Below are 21,343 nucleotides of genomic sequence, written 5' to 3'. Positions count from 1 at the left end.
CCGCCGGCGTGGGTGCTCGCATGCGTAGGAAATGGGATGTCGCACCAATGGCCGTCCCCGCACCCGCCGAGACGGGGGCCGGGCCACCCCTTAGACGTCATGCGCCCCACCCACTCGGCCGTCGGCCACCGAACCGAGCCGCACCACTCCCCCACCCCCCGTGCAGGGCGTTTTTCTTTGGGCCGTCCCCCTACAAGCGTTAGCGGTGGGCCGGGGCGGCGGGTCAAGGGTGGGCCGCAGGCACATCGCGCAGCGACGCGACGCAGGAGCGCCCTTGACGCGCCGCCCCGGCCCACCGACACTCGAGCGCCCGGGACGGCCCGAAACCCCCAGAAGCGATCTGTGGTTGTTACTGACCGACCCCGGCCCAGACCCCGCCCCCCTCAGTCGAAGATCGGGCCCTGCGTGCGCGTGCGCTTGATTTCGTAGAAGCCGGGGACCGACGCCACCATCAGCGTGCCGTCCCACAGGCGTGCCGCCTCTTCGCCCTTCGGTGCCGGGGTGACCACCGGGCCGAAGAAGGCGATCTCCTCGCCGTTCGCGCCCGGGACGGAGATCACCGGAGTGCCCACCTCCTGGCCGACCTTGTCGATGCCCACCTTGTGCGACGCGCGCACCTCGGCGTCGTACGTCTCCTTGTCGGCGTACTCGATCAAGTCAGCCGGCAGTCCCGCGTCCGCCAGCGCGCCTGCTATCGCCTCCAGGGTCGAGCCCTCACCCTTGTTGTGGAAGCGCGTGCCGAGTGCCGTGTACAGGTCGCCGACGACCTCGTCGCCGTGCAGCTGCTGCGCCGCCGTCACCACACGCACCGGGCGCCAGCCCTTGGGGCCGAGCAGTTCGCGGTACTGCTCGGGCAGCTCGTCGAGCTTGTCCTCGTTCAGTACGGCCAGGCTCATGACATGCCAGCGAACGTCGACATCACGGACCTTCTGGACCTCCAGCATCCAGCGGGACGTCATCCACGCCCACGGACACAGCGGGTCGAACCAGAAATCCGCCGTGATCTTGCCGTTCTCTGAGCTCTCGGACATGTCTCTCCTCAATAGCGCGGTCGCAACCTGACCGTGCCAACGCCACCGGCCACCGGAGGCATTCCCACGCTCCCCATGTCAGTGCCGCGTGCGAGGATCGGGATGTTCGAACGAGACACGAAGGAGTGCCCGTGCCCGGTGAGAATCTGTCCCGCGACGAGGCCCGCGAGCGGGCCGAACTGCTGTCCGTCGAGGGGTACGAAGTAGCCCTCGACCTGCGATCAGCGGTCGGGGAGACCCGGGATGGGGGAGACGGTGGGGGGAGTGGGACGAGTGGGGACAGTGGGGACGGGGTGCGTACGTTTCGCTCCGTGACCACCGTTCGGTTCCGGTGCGCGCGGCCCGGCGCCGACAGCTTCGCCGATCTGCTGGCGCCCTCCGTGACCGCCGTCACGCTCAACGGCGAGGCGCTGGACCCGGCCGTCTTCGACGGCAAGCGGGTCGCGCTCGCCGGGCTGCGGGACGAGAACGTCCTGGTCGTGGACGCACAGTGTGCGTACAGCCGTACCGGCGAAGGCATGCACCGCTTCGTCGACCCTGAGGACGGCGAGGTGTACTTGTACACGCAGTACGAGCCGGCCGACGCGCGCCGCGTCTTCGCCAACTTCGAACAGCCGGACCTCAAGGCACCGTTCCGGTTCGAGGTGACCGCTCCCGACGGGTGGACCGTGTGGAGCAACGGGGTCGGCGAGGTGACGGGTGAAGGGGGAGAGGGAGACGTAGCCGGAAAGGGAAGGGTTTGGCGGTTCGGGGCGACCAAGCCGATCTCTACCTACATCACCGCCTTCGTCGCCGGTCCGTACCACTACGAGAGCGATCTGTACCGGCGGACGTTCAGCGACGGTACGGAGCTCGAGATCCCGCTCGGCGCTATGTGCCGCAAGGGGCTTGCCCGGCACTTCGACGCGGATGACATTTTCACCGTCACCAAGCAGGGGCTCGACTTCTTCCACGACAACTTCGACTTCCCCTACCCCTTCGGGAAGTACGACCAGGCCTTCGTGCCCGAGTACAACATCGGCGCCATGGAGAACCCTGGCTGCGTGACCTTCCGCGAGGAGTACATCTTCCGGGGGAAAGTCACGCAGGCGTCGTACGAGCGGCGGGCGAACGTCATCCTCCACGAGATGGCGCACATGTGGTTCGGGGATCTGGTCACCATGCAGTGGTGGGACGACCTGTGGCTGAAGGAGTCCTTCGCCGACTTCATGGGGTCGTACTCGATGGTGGAGGCCACTCGCTTCACCAACGGGTGGATCACCTTCGCCAACAACCGCAAATCATGGGCGTACCGGGCTGATCAGCTGCCCTCGACGCATCCGATCACGGCCGACATCCGCGACCTGGAGGACGCGAAGCTCAACTTCGACGGGATCACCTACGCCAAGGGTGCGTCCGTACTGAAGCAGCTCGTCGCGTACGTCGGGAAGGACGCCTTCATGGAGGGCGCCCGGCGCTACTTCAAGCGTCACGCGTACGGGAACACCCGGCTCGAGGACCTGCTGGCCGTACTGGAGGAGACCTCGGGGCGGGATCTGACGTCCTGGTCGCGGGCGTGGCTGCAGACCGCTGGGGTCAACTCGCTCACTCCTCAGGTGTTTTACGACTCGGCCGGGCGGATCACCGAGCTGGCGGTGTTCCAGGAGAGCGCCGCGTCCCATCCTGAGCTTCGGCCCCACCGGGTGGCTGTCGGGCTGTACCGGCGGGAGGGCGTCGGCGGTGCACTCGTGCGGTACGCGCGGGCCGAGGTGGATGTCACCGGGCCGCGTACGGTCGTGGCAGAGCTCGCGGGCAGCGAGAAGCCGGATCTGGTGCTCGTCAACGACGACGACCTGACGTACTGCAAGATCCGCTTCGATGCGGAGTCGTTGGGGACCTTGCGCGCTCACCTCGGTGATGTCAGTGACCCGCTGGCGCGGGCGCTGTGCTGGTCGGCGATGTGGAACCTCACGCGGGACGCGCTGATGCCGGCGCGCGATTTCGTGGATCTGGTGCTGAAGTTCGCCGGGCGCGAGACGGACATCGGCGTGCTCCAGATGCTGCACACGTGGACGCGGTCCGCGCTGACGTACTACGCGGCGCCCGAGTTGCGGGAGCAGGGCGGGCGTCTGCTGGCGGAGGGCGCGCTGCGGGAGCTGCGGATCGCGGAGCCGGGCAGCGAGCATCAGCTGACGTGGGCGCGGTTCTTCGCGGCCACGGCGTGCCGGGACGCGGACTTCCAGTTGCTCCAGGGGCTGCTGGAGGGTACGGCCAAGATCGACGGGCTCGACGTGGACCAGGAGCTGCGCTGGGCGTTCCTCGGGCCGCTCGCCTCGCACGGTGTGGTGGACGAGAAGGAGATCAACGCGGAGCTGGCGCGGGACGACACCGCTTCGGGCAAGCGGCACCAGGTGCGGTGCCTGGCGTCGCGCCCTTCGGCCGCCGTCAAGGCGCAGGCGTGGGTGGCGGTCGTGGAGTCCGACACGCTGTCGAACGCGCTCGTCGTGGCCACGATCGACGGGTTCGTGCAGCCTGGGCAGCGGGAGTTGATCGCTCCTTACGCGGAGAAGTACTTCGCCGCGATTGAGCGGGTGTGGGCCGAGCGGTCCATCCAGATCGGGATGGACGTGGTGTCCGGGCTGTTCCCGGGGCTCCAGGACAACCAGGGCACGCTCGACGCGACGGATGCGTGGCTGGCCGGCCACGCGGACGCGCCGCCGGCGCTGCGGCGGCTGGTACTGGAGGCGCGGGACGACTTGGCGCGAGGGCTGCGGGGACAGGCCTGCGATCGGGCCGCGGGGGTGTGACGCGGCTGGGGCTGGCAGCCCCGGGGAATGGGTGCGGGTGCCTGCGGCGCGTTGACCGGGGGCTGGGGCTCCGGCCCCAGCTTGCGCGCCGCAAGGAACAGCGTCACCTTCGGCCATTTCGGCGGGTGAGGTTTCGGCAGTCGAACGGCCGTACTTTAGTGCGGGGTTGTCCTGGATTGTCGACAGGTGTGTAACAGCGGTTAGGCAGCAGGGGGCGGGCGGGAAACCCCGGAGCATGAACCACAACACACCGGTCTCCCCCCGCCCCCTCAGCCACCTCTCCGACGCCCAGCGGCGCGTGCTGTCCGCCGCGCAGCTGCGTGCGCACGGCGTGTCCGCCGCCCGGACCGCCGCGCAGTGCCGCCCGGGTGGGCCCTGGCAGCAGATCCTGCCGGGTGTCTTCGTCCTGCACCCGGGGCCGCCCACCAGCGAGGAGCGGCTGCACGCCGCCCTGCTGTACGCGGGGCGGCCCACCGTGGAGCGGGTGGTACCGGCGCAGGTCAGGGGTGAGGGGGAGGCAGGCTCGTACGGTGATGTCATGGTCACCGGGCTCGCCGCCCTCGCCCTGCACCGCTTCTCCACCGCTCCCCCGCTGCTCTCCCTCGACCGGATCGACGTGCTCATGCCGCGCACTCGGCGGCTGCGGTCAACCGGGTGCGCGCGGCTGGTCCGGGTTCATGCGCTGCCCCAGGTCCAGCACATCGGCGGCCTGCCCGTCGCCCCCGTCGCCCGCGCCCTCGCCGATGCCGTCGCGCAGCTGAGTGACGCCGATGCCGTACGCCGGCTGCTCACCGAGGCCGTACGCGCCTTCCACTGCGAACCATCCGCTGTCGTCAAGGAGTTGACGCTCGCGCGGCTGCTCTCGCAGCCCCACGTCATCGGCGCCGTCGACTCGCTGCTCGCCGAGGGGCGGGCCATCGCCGAGGACCGGCTGTATGCGATGGTCCGGGATCACGGACTGCCTGACCCGCTCTGGAACGTCGATCTGCGGCTGCCCGGCGGGCCCCACCTCGGTGGCGTCGACGTCTACTGGCCCGACCAGGCCGTGGCCGTGGAGCTGGACACCCGGGCGCCCCGGCAGGACGAGGACGCAATGGGGTCTCCCCTGCTCGAGCGAAGCCGAGAGCTTGGGGAATGGTCGGAGTACGCCCGCAAGCGCGAGCACCTGGAGCGGCTCGGCATCACCGTCGTACACATCACGCCGAAGAAGCTGCGGGAAGCGGTGGAGCAGCAGGCGACCGTCGTACGGACCGCTCTCATGGCGTCGAGCGACCGGGAGCCGCCCGCTTATGTGGTGGCCCTGCCGCGCTAGCGGCAGAGCCACCGGGCTCAGCGGGCTCACCGGGCTCAGCCGGCACACCGGACTCAGCTGGCTCAGCTGGCTCAGCGCTTCTTCAGCAGGAGCTCCGTGTTCCGGGCGTCCGCCGGGCCCGCCAGGGTCTGCCGGGCGCCCGGCGCGTTGAGGGACAGTTCGCGGTAGAGCGCCGCCAGGCCCGTCTGGGAGAGGTCGGTGTGGTCCGTGCTGTGCGGGGCGGCGGACTCGATCAGCGTGGTGAAGAGGGAGAGCGTGCCGTCGTGGTTGTCGGTCAGTTCGATGATCCGGGCCAGTTGGGGGAACTCGACGTGGGAAGCCGTGGAGATCTCCCAGAAGGTGCCGTGCGCGAGGATCTCGTTGCGGTGGCTGTGGCCGTTGATCCAGGCGACGACGTTGCGGTGTTGCTTGAGGAGGGCGATGAGTTTGTCGCCGCCGCCGTCGTCGAACGTCCAGCTGTTGTGGTGGCTGAAGACGATGACGTGGTCGTCCCGGTGGGCGAGCAGCGTGCGCTTCAGCCAGTCGAGCTGGGCCTTGCCGATCGAGCCAGCGAAGTGGCCGCCCCGGTCGGTGGTGTCGAGGCTGATGCCGAGTACGTCGTCGGAGATGCGGAAGGAGTAGTGGAGGCTGCCTGTGTCGGCGTTCTCACGGGTGTAGCCGTGGCCGGCCGGGCCCGCGCCGGCGTACGCCGGGTCCAGGTGCGCCTCGACGTACTCGCGCGGGGTGAAGGGGGCGCGGGCCGGGTCGGGTGTGATGGAGCGCATGCGGCGGGTCTCGCGGCGCAGGAGGTCGGTGAAGTAGCTGCCGCGCGGGTCGTTGCCCTTCCTGAGTACGGCTTCGAGGGCACTCGCGTCGCCCACCGGGAGGGACATCAGCTTGCGGCCGCCGACGGCGAAGTCGGCCAGGAAGCCGGAGCCGTCGGCGGCGTTGGCGAAGCAGCCGCTGGGCAGGTCGTCGTGGTTGCCGACTGTGGAGTACCAGGGGATGCGCAGGCCGGGGCTGTTCACCGGACGTAGTGCTGCCGCGAGGTAGCCCTCCAGGCGCGGGAAGCCGCGCTTCTTGTCGGCGTCGCGCAGGACCGCGTCCGGGTGCCAGTACAGGGGCAGGCCGGAGTCCTGGACGCCTTCGTAGCGGGTCGGGTCGCCGGTGTTGGGGGTGATGCGACCGCCGCTCATGGTGCGCAGGAACCAGTCGAGCTCGGCCTTGTTGTTGTTGTCCGTGTTGTCGCCGGTCGTCATGACGAAGCCGAGGTCCGTGCCGGTGACGGGGCCGCCGCGGAGTGCGTTGACGCGCTCGACGAGCGAGATCGCGCCGTGGACTGTCAGGGCTTCCTGGGGACGCCAGGCGCCGGGCGCCTGGGCGCGCAGGTACTCGGTGCGGACCGGGTGCTGTACGTCGGTGAGGTGGAGGTCGGTGAGCTGTACGAAGGAGGCGAGCGCGGTACGTCGCTCCGCGCGGCCGGAGCGGGCGGCGGTGAGCTGGGTGCGTACGACGCGCTGCCAGCCGGGGCCCGTCGCGAGCCGCCGGTAGCCGGAGGCGGAGCCGCGCGGGGTGGCGACCGTGCGGAGGGTCGTGGCCGTCCAGGGCGGGACGGCGACGGGGGCGCGGGCGGGGCTCGGGGCCGGTGCCTGGGCCGCGGCCGCCGGAGGGGCGGAAGGTGGCGCGGCCTGGGCGGCGTGCTCCGGGCGGAGCGCGAGCCCGATGCCGGCGGAGATGCCGACCGCTCCGGTCGCGGCGAGGAACGAACGGCGGTCGAGGGCGGCTTCGGCTGCGGAGCGTAGGCGTGACATGGCGCGGTCTCCCCGGGGTGCGATCGCATCGGCCGGGCAGGGGGTGGACCACTGGTGGGAGCCAGCGGAACCCCTTGCCCCATTGGATCGTTGACACCGGGGATGGCCTGCGCGTTAACGGCTCCGCAACGCGCAACACCGATCACCGAACAGGGATCACCGCTGGGGCTCCGCCCCAGACCTGCCCGGCAACGCCACCCGCCCCACCGCCGGCCTCGTCCGCCACAGTTCCATTCCCGTACCGACCAGCTCGACGTGGTCGAGGCGGGCCACGGTCTCCAGCGGGTGCCAGGCCGCCAAGTCCGTCGAGCCGGTGGTCTCGTGGCGGAGCTCGCCGCCGGTGATGTGGCCCTCGTACACCACCCGCAGGCCCTGGAAGTCGGCGAAACTGCCGAGCCGGCGCGGGTAGCGGCGGGTGATGGAGTCCACGCCGAGCAGCCGGACCGGTTCGACGGCGTACCCCGTCTCCTCCTCCACCTCGCGGATCACCGTGTCGTACGGATCCTCGCCGTGGTCCATGCCCCCGCCCGGCAGTGTCCACCGCTTCGCGCCGTCTGGCGCAATCCAGCGGGCCAGGAGCACCCGTCCCTCCCGTACGCACACGGCGTAGGCCGCCACCCTCAGCTCTCGGTTCATTGGCTGAGGTTACGGGGTGACGCCAACAAGCCGTCCGGTATCTGGGGATTTGACCCCAGTGGCGCATACCGCGCGGTGGCGGATGTGTGCCACGACCGCATTCCGCCCCCGGCAACTCTCCCCAAACAACCATCACTTAGGCAAGGCTGAGCGGTCATCCGGCACCGTATTCCGGACTCCTTCTTTCACATACAGGGAAGCCCATGACCCTCGAATCATCCGGCTCCATACCCGGCGCCAGACCCGCGGCCCGCATAGCGCTCGCCGCCGGGCTGGTCGCCGCGCTGTGTGCGACCGCACCGGTCCCCGCCCTGGCGGCCGGCGCCGACGACGCCCGGGCCACCGCGCCCGCGCCCAAGTCCGCCGCCGCGAAGCTCGGTTCCGCCGACGCGCAGCTGCTCGCGGAGGCCGAGGCCGACGGCGCGAAGAGCGTCACGCTGATGGTCGCCACCGCGCCCGGCGCCACCGAGCAGGTCGCCCGGCAGCTCGACTCCGTACAGGGCGGCCTGGTCGGCCGTACGGACGACAAGCTCGGTTACGTACGGGCCACCCTGCCCACCGGCAAGGCGGACGCGGCCATCAAGGCCGCCACGAAGCTCTCCTCCGTCCAGGGCATCGACCTCAAGCAGGAGATCCTGCTGGACGACCCGACACCGGCCGGGGATCGCAGCAAGAGTGCGGAAACCGCTGCCACCGGCAGCTACTCCGGGCCCGGCAAGCAGACGCCCGCGAAGAACCCGTACAACCCGTCCTTCGAGACGGGCGCCGTGGAGTTCGTGCAGGACAACCCCAAGGCCGACGGCCGCGGGGTCACCATCGGCATCCTCGACTCGGGTGTCGACGTCGGTCACCCGGCGCTCCAGAAGACCACCACAGGCGAGCGCAAGATCGTCGACTGGGTGACGGCCACCGACCCGGTCTCGGACGGCGACGGCACCTGGCTGCAGATGGACAACGCCGTGACCGGGCCGACGTTCACCACCGACAGCCGTACGTACTCGGCCCCGGCCGGCTCGTACATGTTCCGGAAGTTCGCCGAAGCCGCCACCAAGGGCGGCGACATGAACGGCGACCTGAACCGCGACGGTGACACCACCGACGTGTGGGGCGTGCTGTACGACGCCGCCTCCGGCACGATCCGCGTCGACCTCGACGACGACGCCGACTTCGGCGACGAAGAGGCGATGAAGCCGTACAAGGACAAGCACCAGATCCGGTACTTCGGCAAGGACGACCCCGCCACCGAGGTCGTCGAGCAGATCCCGTTCGTCGCCGAGGTCCGCAAGGACGTCGTCCACAACGCGGCCGGCGCCAAGTCCGACTTCGTCAACATCGGCGTCATCGAGGGCTCGCACGGCACGCACGTAGCCGGCATCACCGCCGCCAACAGCCTCTTCGGCGGCCGGATGAACGGCGCCGCCCCCGGCGCCAAGCTGGTCTCCTCGCGCGCCTGCACCTGGAGCGGCGGCTGCACCAACATCGCGCTCACCGAGGGCATGATCGACCTCGTCACCAAGCGCGGTGTCGACATCGTCAACATGTCGATCGGCGGGCTGCCGACCCTGAACGACGGCAACAACGCGCGCGCCCGGCTCTACACGCGCCTCATCGACACGTACGGCGTGCAGCTGGTCGTCTCGGCCGGCAACAGCGGCCCGGGCACCAACACCATCGGTGACCCGTCCCTCGCGGACAAGGTCGTCTCGGTCGGCGCGTCCATCTCCAAGCAGACCTGGGCCGCCAACTACGGCTCGGTCGTGGAGAAGCGGTACGCCATGATGCCGTTCTCCTCCCGCGGCCCGCGCGAGGACGGCGGCTTCACGCCGACCATCTCCGCGCCCGGCGCGTCCATCAACACCACCCAGACCTGGTCGCCCGGCGGCCCGGTCGCCGAGGCCGGCTACAAGCTCCCGGCCGGCTACTCGATGCTGCAGGGTACGTCGATGGCCTCGCCGCAGGCGGCGGGCGCCAGCGCGCTGCTGCTCTCGGCCGCGAAGCAGGAGAAGATCAGCCTCACGCCGGTCGAGCTGCGCACCGCGCTGACCAGCACCGCCGACAAGATCAGCGGCACGCAGGCGCACGAGCAGGGCGCCGGCCTGATCAACGTCGTCGACGCCTGGGACGCGATCGAGGACGGCGCGACCGCCCACGACTACGCGGTCAAGGCGCCGGTCGACACCGCGCTCGACCAGAACCTCAAGACCCCGGGCTTCGGCACCGGTGTCTACGACCGTGAGGGCGGCCTGAAGGCCGGGCAGAAGAAGACGTACGACGTGACCATCACGCGTACGAGCGGCCCGGACCGCGCGATCGAGCACGAGCTGGACTGGAAGTACAACGACGGCACCTTCCGTCTCCTCGGCGACGGCGACGTCGACCTGCCGCTGAACAAGCCGGTCACCGTCAAGGTGCAGGCCAAGCCCGGCACCGCCGGTGTGCACAGCGCCGCCCTCGAAGTGGACGACGAGGACACCGAGGGCATCGACAAGCAGATCCTCGCGACCGTGGTCGTGTCCAAGGACCTGGTGAAGCCCTCGTACACGTTCTCGGACACCGCCTCGGTGCAGCGCAACAGCAGCAAGTCGTACTTCATCAACGTCCCCGAGGGCGCGAAGTCGCTCGAGGTCGCGCTCGGCGGTCTGGGCAAGGACAGTCAGACCCGCTTCATCGCGATCCACCCGTACGGCGTCCCGGTCGACTCCACTTCGTCGATCGTCTGCTACCCGAACTACACCAACCCGGCCAACACCTGCCGCCCGGACCTGCGTTCGTACACGAACCCGCAGGCCGGTGTCTGGGAGGTCGAGGTCGAGTCGCGCCGTACGTCGCCGCTGCTCGACAACCCGTACAAGCTGGACGTCTCGGTGCTCGGCGCCGTCTTCGACCCGGCCGTGCAGACCATCCCCGAGGCCAGGACCGGCACGCCGGCCCCGGTCGAGTGGAAGGTGACCAACAACTTCGCCGCGATGGACGGCAAGCTGAAGGGCGGCTCGCTCGGCTCCTCGAAGGACGCGCGCCCGAGCATCAAGCAGGGCGAGACCCAGACCACCACGGTCACCATCGGTGAGGGCGTCGAGCGCTTCGACGTCGCCATCGGCGGGGTCTCCGACGCCACCGCCGACCTCGACCTGACGGTCAAGAAGGGCACCGCGATCCTCGGCCAGGCCGCTGACGGCGACTCGGAGGAGGCGGTCAGCCTCATCAAGCCCGCAGCCGGTACGTACACCATCGAGGTGGACGGTTACGCGGTCGGCGCCGCCGGCACCGAGTACAACTACCGCGACGTGTACTTCGCGCCGTCGCTCGGCCAGGTCAAGGTCGACGACGCGCAGGTCGTGAAGCTGGCCAACGGCGCTTCGGCGCAGGTCAAGGCCGAGGTCGTGGTGGCCGGAGCGGCCCCCGAGGGCCGGCGCTTCTTCGGCCAGGTGCAGCTGCTGAACGCGCGCGGCACGGTCGCGGGCTCCGGCAGCGCGCAGATCGAGAAGGTCACGCCGTAACACTGCTCGTAGCAGCGTGAGTTACGCACGAGGGGCGGGCGCCCGCACAGGCGCCCGCCTTGTCACGTTCCCGGAGAAATCCACCTCCGAGAATTCGAACCGTACATCGACTTCACAGCATCTTCACTGTCACCATGGCTCCCATGACGCACCTCATCAAGGGGGCCAACACCCCTGTGCCCAGCGACCTTCTCCGCGTGGCGGTCTGCCGCCAGAACGTCGCCGGAGCCCCGGCCGTGGACGCATCGGCCCTCCTGCTGGACGCGAACGGCAAGGTACGCGGCGACGCGGACCTGGTCTTCTACAACCAGCCGCAGCATCCGTCGGGCACGGCACGGCACTTGGGCACGAACGAGGCCAACGGCCAGCTCGCCGAGTGGCTGGAGATCGACCTGCCGCGCGTCGAACCCGAGGTGCAGCGGGTGCTGATAGCCGGCTCCTGCGACGGCGGCGTCTTCGGCTCCGTACCCGGGCTGTACGTCCAGGTCCTCACCGGCGCCGGAGTGCCGGTGACCCTCTACGCGGTGAACGACGCGACGACCGAGGCCGCGTTCGTCATCGGCGAGTTCTACCGGCGCGACGGCGGCTGGAAGTTCCGTGCGGTCGGGCAGGGTTACGCGTCCGGGCTGGCCGGGCTGGCGACCGACTTCGGCATCGCGGTCGACGGGGGTGAGGCTGCGCAGGCCCAGCCCCAGGACGCGGTACCGGCGCCCCTGCCCACACCCGCTCACGCACCCGCACACGCACCCGCCGTGCAGAACGCCATGCCCGCGCCCGTCCGGGACCGCGTGCCCCACACCTTCGGCCCCCAGTTCCCCTCCTTCGTACGCCGCGGCCACGGCAACGACGTCGTCACCGTCGACGCGCCCATTCCCCCCGGCCCGGTGATCATCGAGGCCTGGCACGAGGAGGACGGCTACTTCTGCGTCGAGACGCTCGACCGCCGCAACAAGGACGACGAGCTGGTGTTCAACACCACCATCACCACCTTCCGCGGCCGGGCGCTCATCCAGAACCGCCCCGACCGCCCGCTGCGGCTGAAGATCGAGGCGGACAACGACTGGACCCTGATGGTCCAGCCACTCTCCGTCGCCCGTGACATGACGGAGGGCATCCGCGGCTTCGGACCGGAGGTCGTCGTCTACCACGGCCCGGTGGCGGACCTCGACGTGGAGTTCGCAGGCGACGAGGACGAGGGCGGCTACTTCGGCGTAAGCAGCTGCGAGACCGCCGACAAGTTCAATGACCGCAGCGATCTCCTCGTCAACGAGACCGGCCGGCTGCGGCAGACCGTTCCCCTCACGGCCGGCCCCCTGGTGATCACCGTCGAGGCGGACGGCCCCTGGTCGCTCACCCCCCGCGCGCTGCCCGTCTTCGACGCGGCCGTCGCCCGCTCCACCGGCGTCCACCAGGGCCGCGGCGCGACCACGGTCACCCTCACCAACCCGAACCCGGGCCACCCCGCTGTTCTCGACTACACGGTCCAGAGCGACGGATCGCTCTTCGGCTACGAGGTCGTGATCCTCGACGAGTACGACGACGAGGAGCGCTTCCTGCGCGGCAACGACAACGGCGAGCAGGGCCGCACCCTCCTGTTCCGCAAGGGCGAGGCCGAGGTCCGGCTGCGGATCGCGGACGCCGTCGACTGGAACCTGCGGCTGATCCCGCCGGACCAGGTCCCGGTGCTCACCGGCCCGGTGCAGAGCAACGGCAGCGAGGTCTTCCGCTACGACGGCCCGCCCGCCCTCCTCGGTATCCGCCGCACCACGTCCGACGACCACACGCTCTGCGCCCGCACCGTCCAGGCCCACGGCAAGACCGTGATCTCCGCCGACACCCGGGGCAGGCGCCGCCCGGTCGTCGGCCCGCTCTGGGTAATGAGCGGGGCAGCTCACTGTTACGTTCTGGTCGCCGCCCCCGGAGCGACCGGCTGGCAGATCGAGCCGATGCCGGCCGAAAGCGCCCCGGCCGTCGGCCAGAGCGTCTCGGGCCAGGGATACGCCGTCGTACGCAACACCGGGCCCGCAACCGAGATGATGCTCACGCACGAGTCCAAGGGCGCCCTGGACCTGCCCGTCGTCTGGGCCCTCGACGAGCGACTGGAGCCAGTGCGGCGCATCACCACCGCCCCCGGGCTGCAGACGTTCCCCAGCGGCTTCCTGCAGATCCGGACGGGCGGCGCGTGGAGCCTGGAGACCCGGTGACGGCCGTGTGACGGCCATGTGACGTCCGTGACAACGGTCACCCGGTCCAGGGGCCGGACAATGGATTGGACAAGGCGACCCCGGACATACGCATTATGGACAGCACCAGGTCAAGCCCCCAGCAGCACGTTCGTACGTATGAAGGAGTCCTCGTGAGGGTCGGAATCGTCGGAGCCACCGGTCAGGTCGGCACAGTCATGCGCACCATCCTGGCCGAGCGCAAGTTCCCGGCCGACGAGCTTCGCCTCTTCGCCTCCGCCCGGTCCGCGGGCTCCACGATCGAGTGGCAGGGCAAGGACATCACCGTCGAGGACGCGTCGACGGCCGACTACACCGGCCTGGACATCGTCCTCTTCTCCGCCGGTGGCGCGACCTCCAAGGCGCTGGCCGAGAAGGTCGCCTCCCAGGGCGCGGTCGTGATCGACAACTCCTCCGCCTGGCGCCGCGACCCCGAGGTGCCGCTGGTCGTCTCCGAGGTCAACCCGCACGCGGTGGCGACCCGCCCCAAGGGCATCATCGCCAACCCGAACTGCACCACGATGGCCGCGATGCCGGTCCTCAAGCCGCTGCACGCCGAGGCGGGGCTGACCGCCCTCATCGCCACCACCTACCAGGCCGTGTCCGGCTCGGGTCTGGCCGGTGTCGCCGAGCTCGACGGCCAGGTCAAGAAGGTCGTCGACCACGCCGCCGAGCTGACCCACAGCGGCGAGGCCGTGGACTTCCCGGAGCCCGGCGTCTACAAGCGCCCCATCGCCTTCAACGTGCTGCCGCTGGCCGGCTCGATCGTCGACGACGGTTCCTTCGAGACCGACGAGGAGCAGAAGCTCCGCAACGAGTCCCGCAAGATCCTGGAGATCCCCGAGCTCAAGGTCTCCGGCACCTGCGTACGCGTCCCGGTGTTCTCCGGCCACTCGCTCCAGGTCAACGTCCGTTTTGAGCGTCCGCTGAGCGTCGAGCGCGCGACCGAGCTGCTTGCCGGGGCACCGGGCGTCGCCCTGTCCGAGATCCCGACGCCGCTCCAGGCCGCCGGCAAGGACGTGTCGTACGTCGGCCGTATCCGTCGCGACGAGACCGCTGAGAACGGCCTGGCGCTGTTCCTCTCCGGCGACAACCTCCGCAAGGGCGCGGCGCTGAACGCCGTGCAGATCGCGGAGCTGGTCGCGGCCGAGCTCAAGGCCTGACCTTTCCCGTACGTTCGCTGCGACCGGTGGGGCGGGACTCCGCGGAGTCCCGCCCCACCGGTCGCTGCGTGCGCGCCCTGTCGCTCAGAGCGCCAAGTGTCTCCGCAGCGCTGCGTCGAGCTCGGCCATTCGCTGAGCGGGCACGAAACCGATGCGGTGCAGCACCCGCTCCACCGTGACCGCGCGGACTTGCTCGCACTGGGCCTTGGAATCCTTCGCAAGGTGACATTCCTCAGCGCGCAAAAGGACCTGGAACGGGAAAACCCGCGACGTGTTCGACGTCATCGGCACAACGGTGACCACACCTCTGCCCATCCGCTGCGCGGTCTGATTGGCCGCGTCGTTCGAGACGATCACCGAGGGGCGGGCCTTGTTCGCTTCACTGCCGCGCACCGGCTCGTAGTCGATCAGGTAGATCTCACCTCTGCGCATCGGTCAGCCCGTCTCCGGCGGTCCGGTCCCAGAACGCCGAATCCTCGCTCGCATCCCACTCCTCGAACGCGGCCGCGTAGTCCGACTCCAGCTGGGAGTTACGCAGCAGCTCGATCGCGGCATGTATCACTGCGGACCGGGACTCCGCCTCGATCTTCGCCGCGTACTCGTCGACGAAGGCCACGTCCTCCTGCGGCAAGCTCACACTAATCTTCATACCACCGATGCTACTCGGGTATGACCCTCCTTGCTACCCGACAGTGGCCGCCCCCCTCAAGGCCGGCGCACCTCGAAGTGGAAGCAGCCGTACTCCACCGCCCTGACGTGCACGAGCGCCACCTCGGGGTCGGTGAAGGCCTCATCGTCGAACGCGGCGTCGAAGCCCGCCGCCGTGTCGTCCGGGATCTCCATCAGCCGGCCGCCGACGATCCGCCCCTCGGCGCTGTAGCGGCGCACGGCGCGCAGGGCGCCGGCCCGGGCGAAGGGGTAGCCGGCAGCCGCCGGGTCCGGGCCCCCGCACTCCTCGGCGTGGATGAAGACGGGCCCCTGTTCGTCGTACGCCCCGGGCCGGGCCCACGTCTCGGCCGCCCACCGCCGCAGCGGCGCGTACGACACCAGCGCGATCCGCTCACCGGGCTCGCTGAGCCGCAGACAACACCGCAGCGGCGCCCCGCCCTCCTCATCGCCGTACGGAACACAGGCGCGCCCAGCGTCGTCGGTCTCCCGGAGCTGCTTGAGCGCGGAGGGCTCGATGGGGCGTGCGATGTACGGCGTGGTCGTCGTGGTCGTCATACGACCAGCATCGGCGCGGCGAGTGCACCGCACCGGCGGATTCCGGACAACGCGCTGCGCGGTCACCGCAGGTCGGCGTCAGCTGCGAGCATACTCAGCAGCCATTACAGGAGCGGCGTGGAAGGATGGCGGAAAACGACACATACCGAGGAGATGACCGGGTGCCTGGCACGAATCTGACCCGCGAAGAGGCCCAGCAGCGGGCGAGCCTGCTCACCGTTGACGCGTACGAGATCGAGCTCGACCTGAGCGGCGCGCAGGAGGGCGGCACCTACCGGTCCGCGACCACCGTGCGTTTCGAGTCCGCCGAGGCCGACGCGCAGACCTTCATCGACCTGGTGGCGCCCGCCGTTCACAAGGTCGTGCTGAACGGGAAGTCGCTCGACGTCGCCGCCGTCTTCCGGGACTCACGCATCACCCTCAAGCACCTCAAGGCCGGCCCGAACGAGCTGAAGGTCGTCGCCGACTGCGCGTACACGAACACGGGCGAGGGCCTGCACCGCTTCGTCGACCCGGTCGACCAGCAGGCGTACCTCTACACGCAGTTCGAGGTCCCGGACGCCCGCCGCGTCTTCGCCTCGTTCGAGCAGCCGGACCTGAAGGCGACCTTCCAGTTCACCGTGAAGGCCCCGTCCGGCTGGAAGGTGATTTCCAACTCGCCCGCCCCGGAGCCGGCGCCCAAGGACGACGTCTGGGTCTTCGAGCCGACGCCGCGCATCTCGACGTACATCACCGCGCTGATCGTCGGCCCGTACCACTCGGTCCACAGCTCGTACGAGAACGAGAACGGGCAGAGCGTGCCGCTGGGCATCTACTGCCGCCCGTCGCTCGCCGAGTTCCTGGACGCGGACGCGATTTTCGACGTCACGCGGCAGGGCTTCGACTGGTTCCAGGAGAAGTTCGACTACGCGTACCCCTTCGCGAAGTACGACCAGCTCTTCGTGCCGGAGTTCAACGCGGGCGCGATGGAGAACGCGGGCGCGGTGACCTTCCGCGACCAGTACATCTTCCGCTCGCGCACGACGGACGCGGCGTACGAACGCCGGGCCGAGACGATCCTCCACGAGCTGGCGCACATGTGGTTCGGCGACCTGGTCACCATGGAGTGGTGGAACGACCTGTGGCTGAACGAGTCGTTCGCCACGTACACGTCGGTCGCCTGCCTCGCGCACGCGCCGGGCACGAAGTGGCCGCACTCGTGGACGACGTTCGCGAACGCGGAGAAGACCTGGGCGTACCGCCAGGACCAGCTGCCCTCCACGCACCCGATCATGGCTGAGATCCGTGACCTGGACGACGTGCTGGTCAACTTCGACGGCATTACGTACGCGAAGGGCGCTGCCGTACTGAAGCAGCTGGTCGCGTACGTCGGCCAGGACGAGTTCTTCCAGGGCGTGCAGGCGTACTTCAAGGCGCACGCCTTCGGGAACACGCGCCTGCCCGACCTGCTCGGCGCACTGGAGAAGACGTCCGGGCGCGACCTCAAGACCTGGTCGAAGGCGTGGCTGGAGACGGCCGGCATCAACATCCTGCGCCCGCAGATCGAGACGGACGCGGCCGGCAATGTCACGTCGCTCGCGGTACGGCAGGAGGCGCCCGCACTCCCCGCCGGCGCGAAGGGGAACTCCACCCTTCGCCCGCACCGGATCGCGGTCGGCTGCTACGACCTGGACGGCGCCACCGGCAAGCTGGTCCGTACGAACCGGATCGAGCTCGACATCGACGCGGCGGAGCTTACGGACGTCCCCTTCCCGCCCAACACCCCCCGCCCGGCGGTGATCCTGCTCAACGACGACGACCTGTCGTACGCGAAGGTGCGCCTGGACGCGGAGTCGCTGGCCGTCGTCACCGCGCACATCGGTGACTTCACCGAGTCGCTGCCGCGCGCGCTGTGCTGGTCGGCCGCGTGGGACATGACGCGCGACGGCGAACTGGCCACGCGCGACTACCTCTCGCTGGTCCTGTCGGGCATCGGCAAGGAGTCGGACATCGGCCTGGTCCAGTCCCTCCACCGCCAGGCGAAGCTCGCGCTGGACCTGTACGCGGCGCCGGACTGGCGCGAGACGGGCCTGGCGCGGTGGACGGAGGCGACGCTGGAGCACCTGCGCGCCGCCGAGCCGGGCAGCGACCACCAGGTGGCGTGGGCGCGCGCGTTCGCGGCGACCGCCCGTACGGCGGACCAACTGGACCTGCTCCAGGGCCTGCTGGACGGCACGGAGACGGTGGACGGGCTGGCCGTGGACACCGAGATGCGCTGGGCGTTCGTCGGGCGGCTCGCGGCGACCGGCCGCGCGGACGAGAAGGCGATCGCGGCGGAGCTGGAGCGCGACAAGACGTCGGCGGGCGAGCTGCACGCGGCGTCGGCGCGGGCGGCTCGGCCGACGGCCGAGGCGAAGGCGGAGGCGTGGGCGTCGGTGATCGAGTCCGACACGCTCCCGAACTCCACGCAGGAGGCGGTGATCGGCGGCTTCGTCCAGACCGACGCCGCCCAGCGTGAGCTGCTGGCGCCGTACTCGGAGAAGTACTACGCGTCGGTCAAGTCGATCTGGGAGTCGCGCAGCCACGAGATGGCGCAGCAGATCGCGGTCGGCCTGTACCCGGCGGTCCAGGTCTCGCAGGCAACGCTGGACGCGACGGACGCGTGGCTGGCATCGGCGGACCCGACGCCGGCGCTGCGCCGGTTGGTGCTGGAGTCGCGGGCGGGCATCGAACGAGCACTGAAGGCCCAGGCGGCGGACGCGGCGGCGGGCGGGGCGTAGGGGGTGCCGGGGGGCGCGGCGTAGGCTCGCCCCCCCTTCCCCGGCGGCCGCACCGACGCGCACGAGAGGGCGCCCCTGCCATACGCGCAGGGGCGCCCTCTCGCACACAGTTGAAACCGCCCGACGGCCGGGCGCTGTGCCGCTGCCGTCCGCCGGGCGGGGGTCTGCTGGCCGGTCCTACCGGCCGGGACTACTGACCGGGACCAGTGGCCGGGACTACCGGGCGAACCTACTGGCCGGCCACGTCCTCGTACCGCGCCCGAAGTTCGGCCGCCCCCTGCTCAGTGAGCGCCCCATGCAGCCGCATCCGGGCGACGCCGCCGTCGGGGAAGGCGTCGAGGCGTACGTGGGTGGCGACAGCCTGCGCAGGAAGCTTGAAGCGGTGCAGCGTGTCCGGCTGAAGCTTGGTCCGCGGAATGATCTCGAACCACTCACCGGTCTCGCCGTTGCGCCCGCTGAGCGCGATCCAGCCGGCCGAGTTGCCCTTGAGGTACGCCGTGTCGATCTCGACGGCGCGGATGGCGCCCTGCGCGACGAGGCGGAAACGCACCCAGTCGTTGGTGTCACGGACGCGGCGGCGCCGGTTCTCCCACCCGTCGTCCATCTTCCGCGATGTCCCCGGCAGGATGATCTGCGTGGGCGACGAGTAAAACTTGTCGGAAGCGTCCTCGTACACACCCCCGTTGAGTACGGAGACGAGGTCGACGGTACCGAGCAGGTCCAGCCACTCGGGGTCGGGCACGACTTCGCCGTGCACGCGGAGGCGGGCGACGCCGCCGTCGGGGTGCTGGCAGAGGCGGATGTGCGTGTAGCGGCACCCGCTGGTGATCTCGAACCCGTTGGCGGCATGGCCGCGCACGGGCGTCACCGGGACGATCTCCTCCCACTTCACATCGGCGGCGAGAAGCTGCTCGGGGCTCGGCGAACCCTCCACCGCAGCGGCTTGGATGCTCACGCGCTGCGGGTAGTTGCCGCGGAAGTGGGCGGTGTCGACGATGATGCCGCGGATGACGCCGGGGGCGCCGAGGCGGACGATGGCCCAGTCGTGGTCGTCGGGCGCCGGGAAGGGGTGCGCCCCGTCAGTGCCGCGGCGACGACGGGTCTCCCACCCATCCATGATCTTGCCCTTGTGCCCGAAGTGCTCCGGGTCGAAGACGGCGCGCTCCCGGATGAGGAGGTTCTCGCGCTCGGCGAAGAACTCGTCGTTGGCGGCGATGACCCCGGCCCCAAGACGCCGGTCGGCCAGGTCGACCAGCTCGGCGAAGGCAAAGTCCCCACCCCGGTAGTCGGCGTACGGGTCGCCTCCCCCGTACGGGGCGGCGTCGTTGGCGTGCGGGTCTTGGAGGGGCGCGTCGGTCGTCGCCGTGGTCGTCGTCGTCATACACCGACTTTCACACCCTCGGACCAGTCAGGTCTATCGAATGTTTCTGGACAAGCTTTGAAGCAAAGCCGAATGATTGAGGGCCGGGGCCAGGGCCCGAAGGCAGGGAGGGGGCGCTGACGGGCCAGGAGCGTTGATCGCATCTGCGACGGGGGCCGCCACACGTAAGTGTGGCGCCGAAGGCCCGCCGGTAAAGGGCGCTCCTACGTCGCGTCGCCTGCGGCGATTGCGCTTCGCTTCACCCTTGACCGTCGCCCCTCCGCCGCAATGCTTCTGGGGGGCGGCCCCCCGGGGGGAGCCCACGGGGAAGGCTCGGGGATTGGCCGCTGTCTCGCTGCCGCCCGACGGGCCGGTGGGCGGGGCGCATGAGCTCTAGGCCCGGACTTCGCGGGTCGCTGAAAAGGTTCGCCGCAGCGGCTCTTCGGCGTCCGAACCCGACCGGATCGGACCGGCATTGCGATCGCCGTTGCGGACCGGACTGAGCGGCGATCGGTCGTGACCAGTTGATCTTCACGATCGGGTGACCTGCGAAGTACGGGTCTAGGGGGCGGCTCGGCCCCAGGCTCAGCGGCTGACGGGAACGGCCGTTGGCACAACATCCCCATGCACACGCGCACCCACGCCGGCGACCAGCTGGCATGTCCGGTCGACCTGCGGACCCATGGTCGTGGCGGGTGAGGCGCGACAGTTGAATGGGGGGACTCGGGCCGGTTCGGCGTCCGCCCCGACCGGTGGTCGGTGGAGCCTCAAGCCCGTTGCTGATGTGGACGGGTGGTGAGGCACCGAGCCCCAAAGCACGTGCGAATCCGCCACGCCAGTCGGCGGTCCACGCGGAGGTGCGGGAGCCGATGTGGGTCGAAACGCTCCCGTGAGGGTCGGAAGCGATACAGCTGAGGCGCATGGGGTTTCAGGGGCGTTGCTGCTCATCAAGTGACGGATTCGTCGCGTTCCGAGGCCTCGAACGGGCCGATAGGGCCGGCCGAGTTACCGCATCCGCCAGGCGGATGGGCCACTGGGCCGACGAGCCGCCACCCCAGCGGTACCTCTCGCACCAACCGCACCGGCCGTCCCAACAGCCGTCCTGTTCGATCCCGCCCCCCTCCCCGGCTGTGGGTCGAAATGCTCCCGTGATGGCTGGAGGCGATAGGGCTGAGACGGGTGGGGTTGGTGGGACGTTGAGATTCATCAAGTGCCGGGTTCCTTGCACACGGCCCCGAAGGGGCCGTTGGAGCGAACGAACCCCCACCTAGGCAGTTTCGGGTGACCGATGGCCACAGCCGTTCGAGAGAGATCTACGAACCAGCACGGAAGGAGTGATCGTCAGTTTCGCCCTACCGCTTCCCATACCAACCGCCCGAGCGAGCCGAATCGCTCCCAGCGCAAAGGGGGCGACCGAGCTCACCTCCCTCCAGGCCGCCAGACCGGTGGACCGCTGCGGAACCGGTGAGTCGGATGGGGCTGGGTTGCGTCCAAGGAAGTGGTGTACGGGTTCGACCTGATCCGGGGGTTTGCTCCGGCATAGGGATGGTGCCCGCATAGTTG

13 protein-coding genes are annotated in these 21,343 nt (G+C 69.9%); 6 read left to right on the top strand and 7 right to left on the bottom strand.

What is annotated here, in order from left to right:
* Window positions 1-383 precede the first annotated feature (383 nt).
* Entirely contained in the window at window positions 384-1,031 is a 648-nt protein-coding gene (locus J7E96_RS35245) for a DsbA family protein (RefSeq protein ID WP_215137738.1), read from the bottom strand.
* A 131-nt stretch (window positions 1,032-1,162) separates the two neighbouring features.
* Here J7E96_RS35245 and pepN (J7E96_RS35240) point away from each other — a divergent pair, with 131 nt between their 5' ends.
* Complete coding sequence (pepN, locus tag J7E96_RS35240) at window positions 1,163-3,817, top strand: aminopeptidase N (protein ID WP_215137737.1); 2,655 nt, start codon at window positions 1,163-1,165, stop codon at window positions 3,815-3,817.
* 235 nt (window positions 3,818-4,052) lie between these two features.
* On the top strand, window positions 4,053-5,129 hold the full coding sequence (locus J7E96_RS35235) for a hypothetical protein (protein WP_215137735.1): 1,077 nt from the start codon (window positions 4,053-4,055) through the stop codon (window positions 5,127-5,129).
* Between the two features lie 71 nt (window positions 5,130-5,200).
* Here the strand turns inward: J7E96_RS35235 and J7E96_RS35230 are convergent, their stop codons facing one another.
* Window positions 5,201-6,919, bottom strand: coding sequence for a TIGR03767 family metallophosphoesterase (locus J7E96_RS35230; RefSeq protein WP_215137733.1), 1,719 nt, complete (start codon window positions 6,917-6,919; stop codon window positions 5,201-5,203).
* Between the two features lie 156 nt (window positions 6,920-7,075).
* Complete coding sequence (locus tag J7E96_RS35225; RefSeq protein ID WP_215137731.1) at window positions 7,076-7,555, bottom strand: NUDIX hydrolase; 480 nt, start codon at window positions 7,553-7,555, stop codon at window positions 7,076-7,078.
* Between the two features lie 203 nt (window positions 7,556-7,758).
* Here J7E96_RS35225 and J7E96_RS35220 point away from each other — a divergent pair, with 203 nt between their 5' ends.
* The 3 genes from J7E96_RS35220 to J7E96_RS35210 all read left to right on the top strand — a co-directional run bounded on the left by J7E96_RS35220 (window position 7,759) and on the right by J7E96_RS35210 (window position 14,437).
* Entirely contained in the window at window positions 7,759-11,052 is a 3,294-nt protein-coding gene (locus J7E96_RS35220; protein WP_215137729.1) for a S8 family serine peptidase, read from the top strand.
* 143 nt (window positions 11,053-11,195) lie between these two features.
* Window positions 11,196-13,256, top strand: coding sequence for a TerD family protein (locus tag J7E96_RS35215; RefSeq protein ID WP_215137728.1), 2,061 nt, complete (start codon window positions 11,196-11,198; stop codon window positions 13,254-13,256).
* A 152-nt stretch (window positions 13,257-13,408) separates the two neighbouring features.
* Entirely contained in the window at window positions 13,409-14,437 is a 1,029-nt protein-coding gene (locus J7E96_RS35210) for an aspartate-semialdehyde dehydrogenase (RefSeq protein ID WP_215137727.1), read from the top strand.
* A gap of 84 nt (window positions 14,438-14,521) precedes the next feature.
* Here the strand turns inward: J7E96_RS35210 and J7E96_RS35205 are convergent, their stop codons facing one another.
* From J7E96_RS35205 to J7E96_RS35195, 3 genes are read right to left on the bottom strand one after another with little or no spacing between them, the layout of a single operon-like run.
* Window positions 14,522-14,869, bottom strand: a complete 348-nt coding sequence (locus J7E96_RS35205; protein WP_215137726.1) for a type II toxin-antitoxin system PemK/MazF family toxin — start codon at window positions 14,867-14,869, stop codon at window positions 14,522-14,524.
* Entirely contained in the window at window positions 14,856-15,086 is a 231-nt protein-coding gene (locus J7E96_RS35200) for a ribbon-helix-helix domain-containing protein (RefSeq protein WP_215137720.1), read from the bottom strand. The genes J7E96_RS35205 and J7E96_RS35200 overlap by 14 nt, the downstream gene beginning before the upstream one ends.
* A gap of 56 nt (window positions 15,087-15,142) precedes the next feature.
* Window positions 15,143-15,661: a DUF1203 domain-containing protein gene (locus tag J7E96_RS35195; RefSeq protein ID WP_215137717.1), complete on the bottom strand. Its 519-nt coding sequence runs from the start codon at window positions 15,659-15,661 to the stop codon at window positions 15,143-15,145.
* Window positions 15,662-15,822: 161 nt separating this feature from the next.
* Here J7E96_RS35195 and pepN (J7E96_RS35190) point away from each other — a divergent pair, with 161 nt between their 5' ends.
* Window positions 15,823-18,420, top strand: coding sequence for an aminopeptidase N (gene pepN, locus J7E96_RS35190; RefSeq protein ID WP_215137715.1), 2,598 nt, complete (start codon window positions 15,823-15,825; stop codon window positions 18,418-18,420).
* Between the two features lie 229 nt (window positions 18,421-18,649).
* Here pepN (J7E96_RS35190) and alc read toward each other — a convergent pair whose 3' ends face one another.
* Window positions 18,650-19,801, bottom strand: coding sequence for an allantoicase (gene alc, locus J7E96_RS35185; protein WP_215137712.1), 1,152 nt, complete (start codon window positions 19,799-19,801; stop codon window positions 18,650-18,652).
* Window positions 19,802-21,343 lie beyond the last annotated feature (1,542 nt).

Source organism: Streptomyces sp. ISL-96 (assembly GCF_018614035.1).
Lineage (GTDB): Bacteria > Actinomycetota > Actinomycetes > Streptomycetales > Streptomycetaceae > Streptomyces.
The sequence above is the reverse complement of the archived record's forward strand: the minus strand, read 5'-3'. Positions and strand labels throughout refer to the sequence as shown.

What these genes read in the sequence shown, in the direction of transcription:
- J7E96_RS35245 (WP_215137738.1), bottom strand. Translation starts at nt 1,031, where the DNA reads ATGTCCGAGAGCTCAGAGAACGGCAAGATCACGGCGGATTTCTGGTTC.
- J7E96_RS35235 (WP_215137735.1), top strand. Translation starts at nt 4,053, where the DNA reads ATGAACCACAACACACCGGTCTCCCCCCGCCCCCTCAGCCACCTCTCC.
- J7E96_RS35230 (WP_215137733.1), bottom strand. Translation starts at nt 6,919, where the DNA reads ATGTCACGCCTACGCTCCGCAGCCGAAGCCGCCCTCGACCGCCGTTCG.
- J7E96_RS35225 (WP_215137731.1), bottom strand. Translation starts at nt 7,555, where the DNA reads ATGAACCGAGAGCTGAGGGTGGCGGCCTACGCCGTGTGCGTACGGGAG.
- J7E96_RS35220 (WP_215137729.1), top strand. Translation starts at nt 7,759, where the DNA reads ATGACCCTCGAATCATCCGGCTCCATACCCGGCGCCAGACCCGCGGCC.
- J7E96_RS35215 (WP_215137728.1), top strand. Translation starts at nt 11,196, where the DNA reads ATGACGCACCTCATCAAGGGGGCCAACACCCCTGTGCCCAGCGACCTT.
- J7E96_RS35205 (WP_215137726.1), bottom strand. Translation starts at nt 14,869, where the DNA reads ATGCGCAGAGGTGAGATCTACCTGATCGACTACGAGCCGGTGCGCGGC.
- J7E96_RS35200 (WP_215137720.1), bottom strand. Translation starts at nt 15,086, where the DNA reads ATGAAGATTAGTGTGAGCTTGCCGCAGGAGGACGTGGCCTTCGTCGAC.
- J7E96_RS35195 (WP_215137717.1), bottom strand. Translation starts at nt 15,661, where the DNA reads ATGACGACCACGACGACCACGCCGTACATCGCACGCCCCATCGAGCCC.
- alc (WP_215137712.1), bottom strand. Translation starts at nt 19,801, where the DNA reads ATGACGACGACGACCACGGCGACGACCGACGCGCCCCTCCAAGACCCG.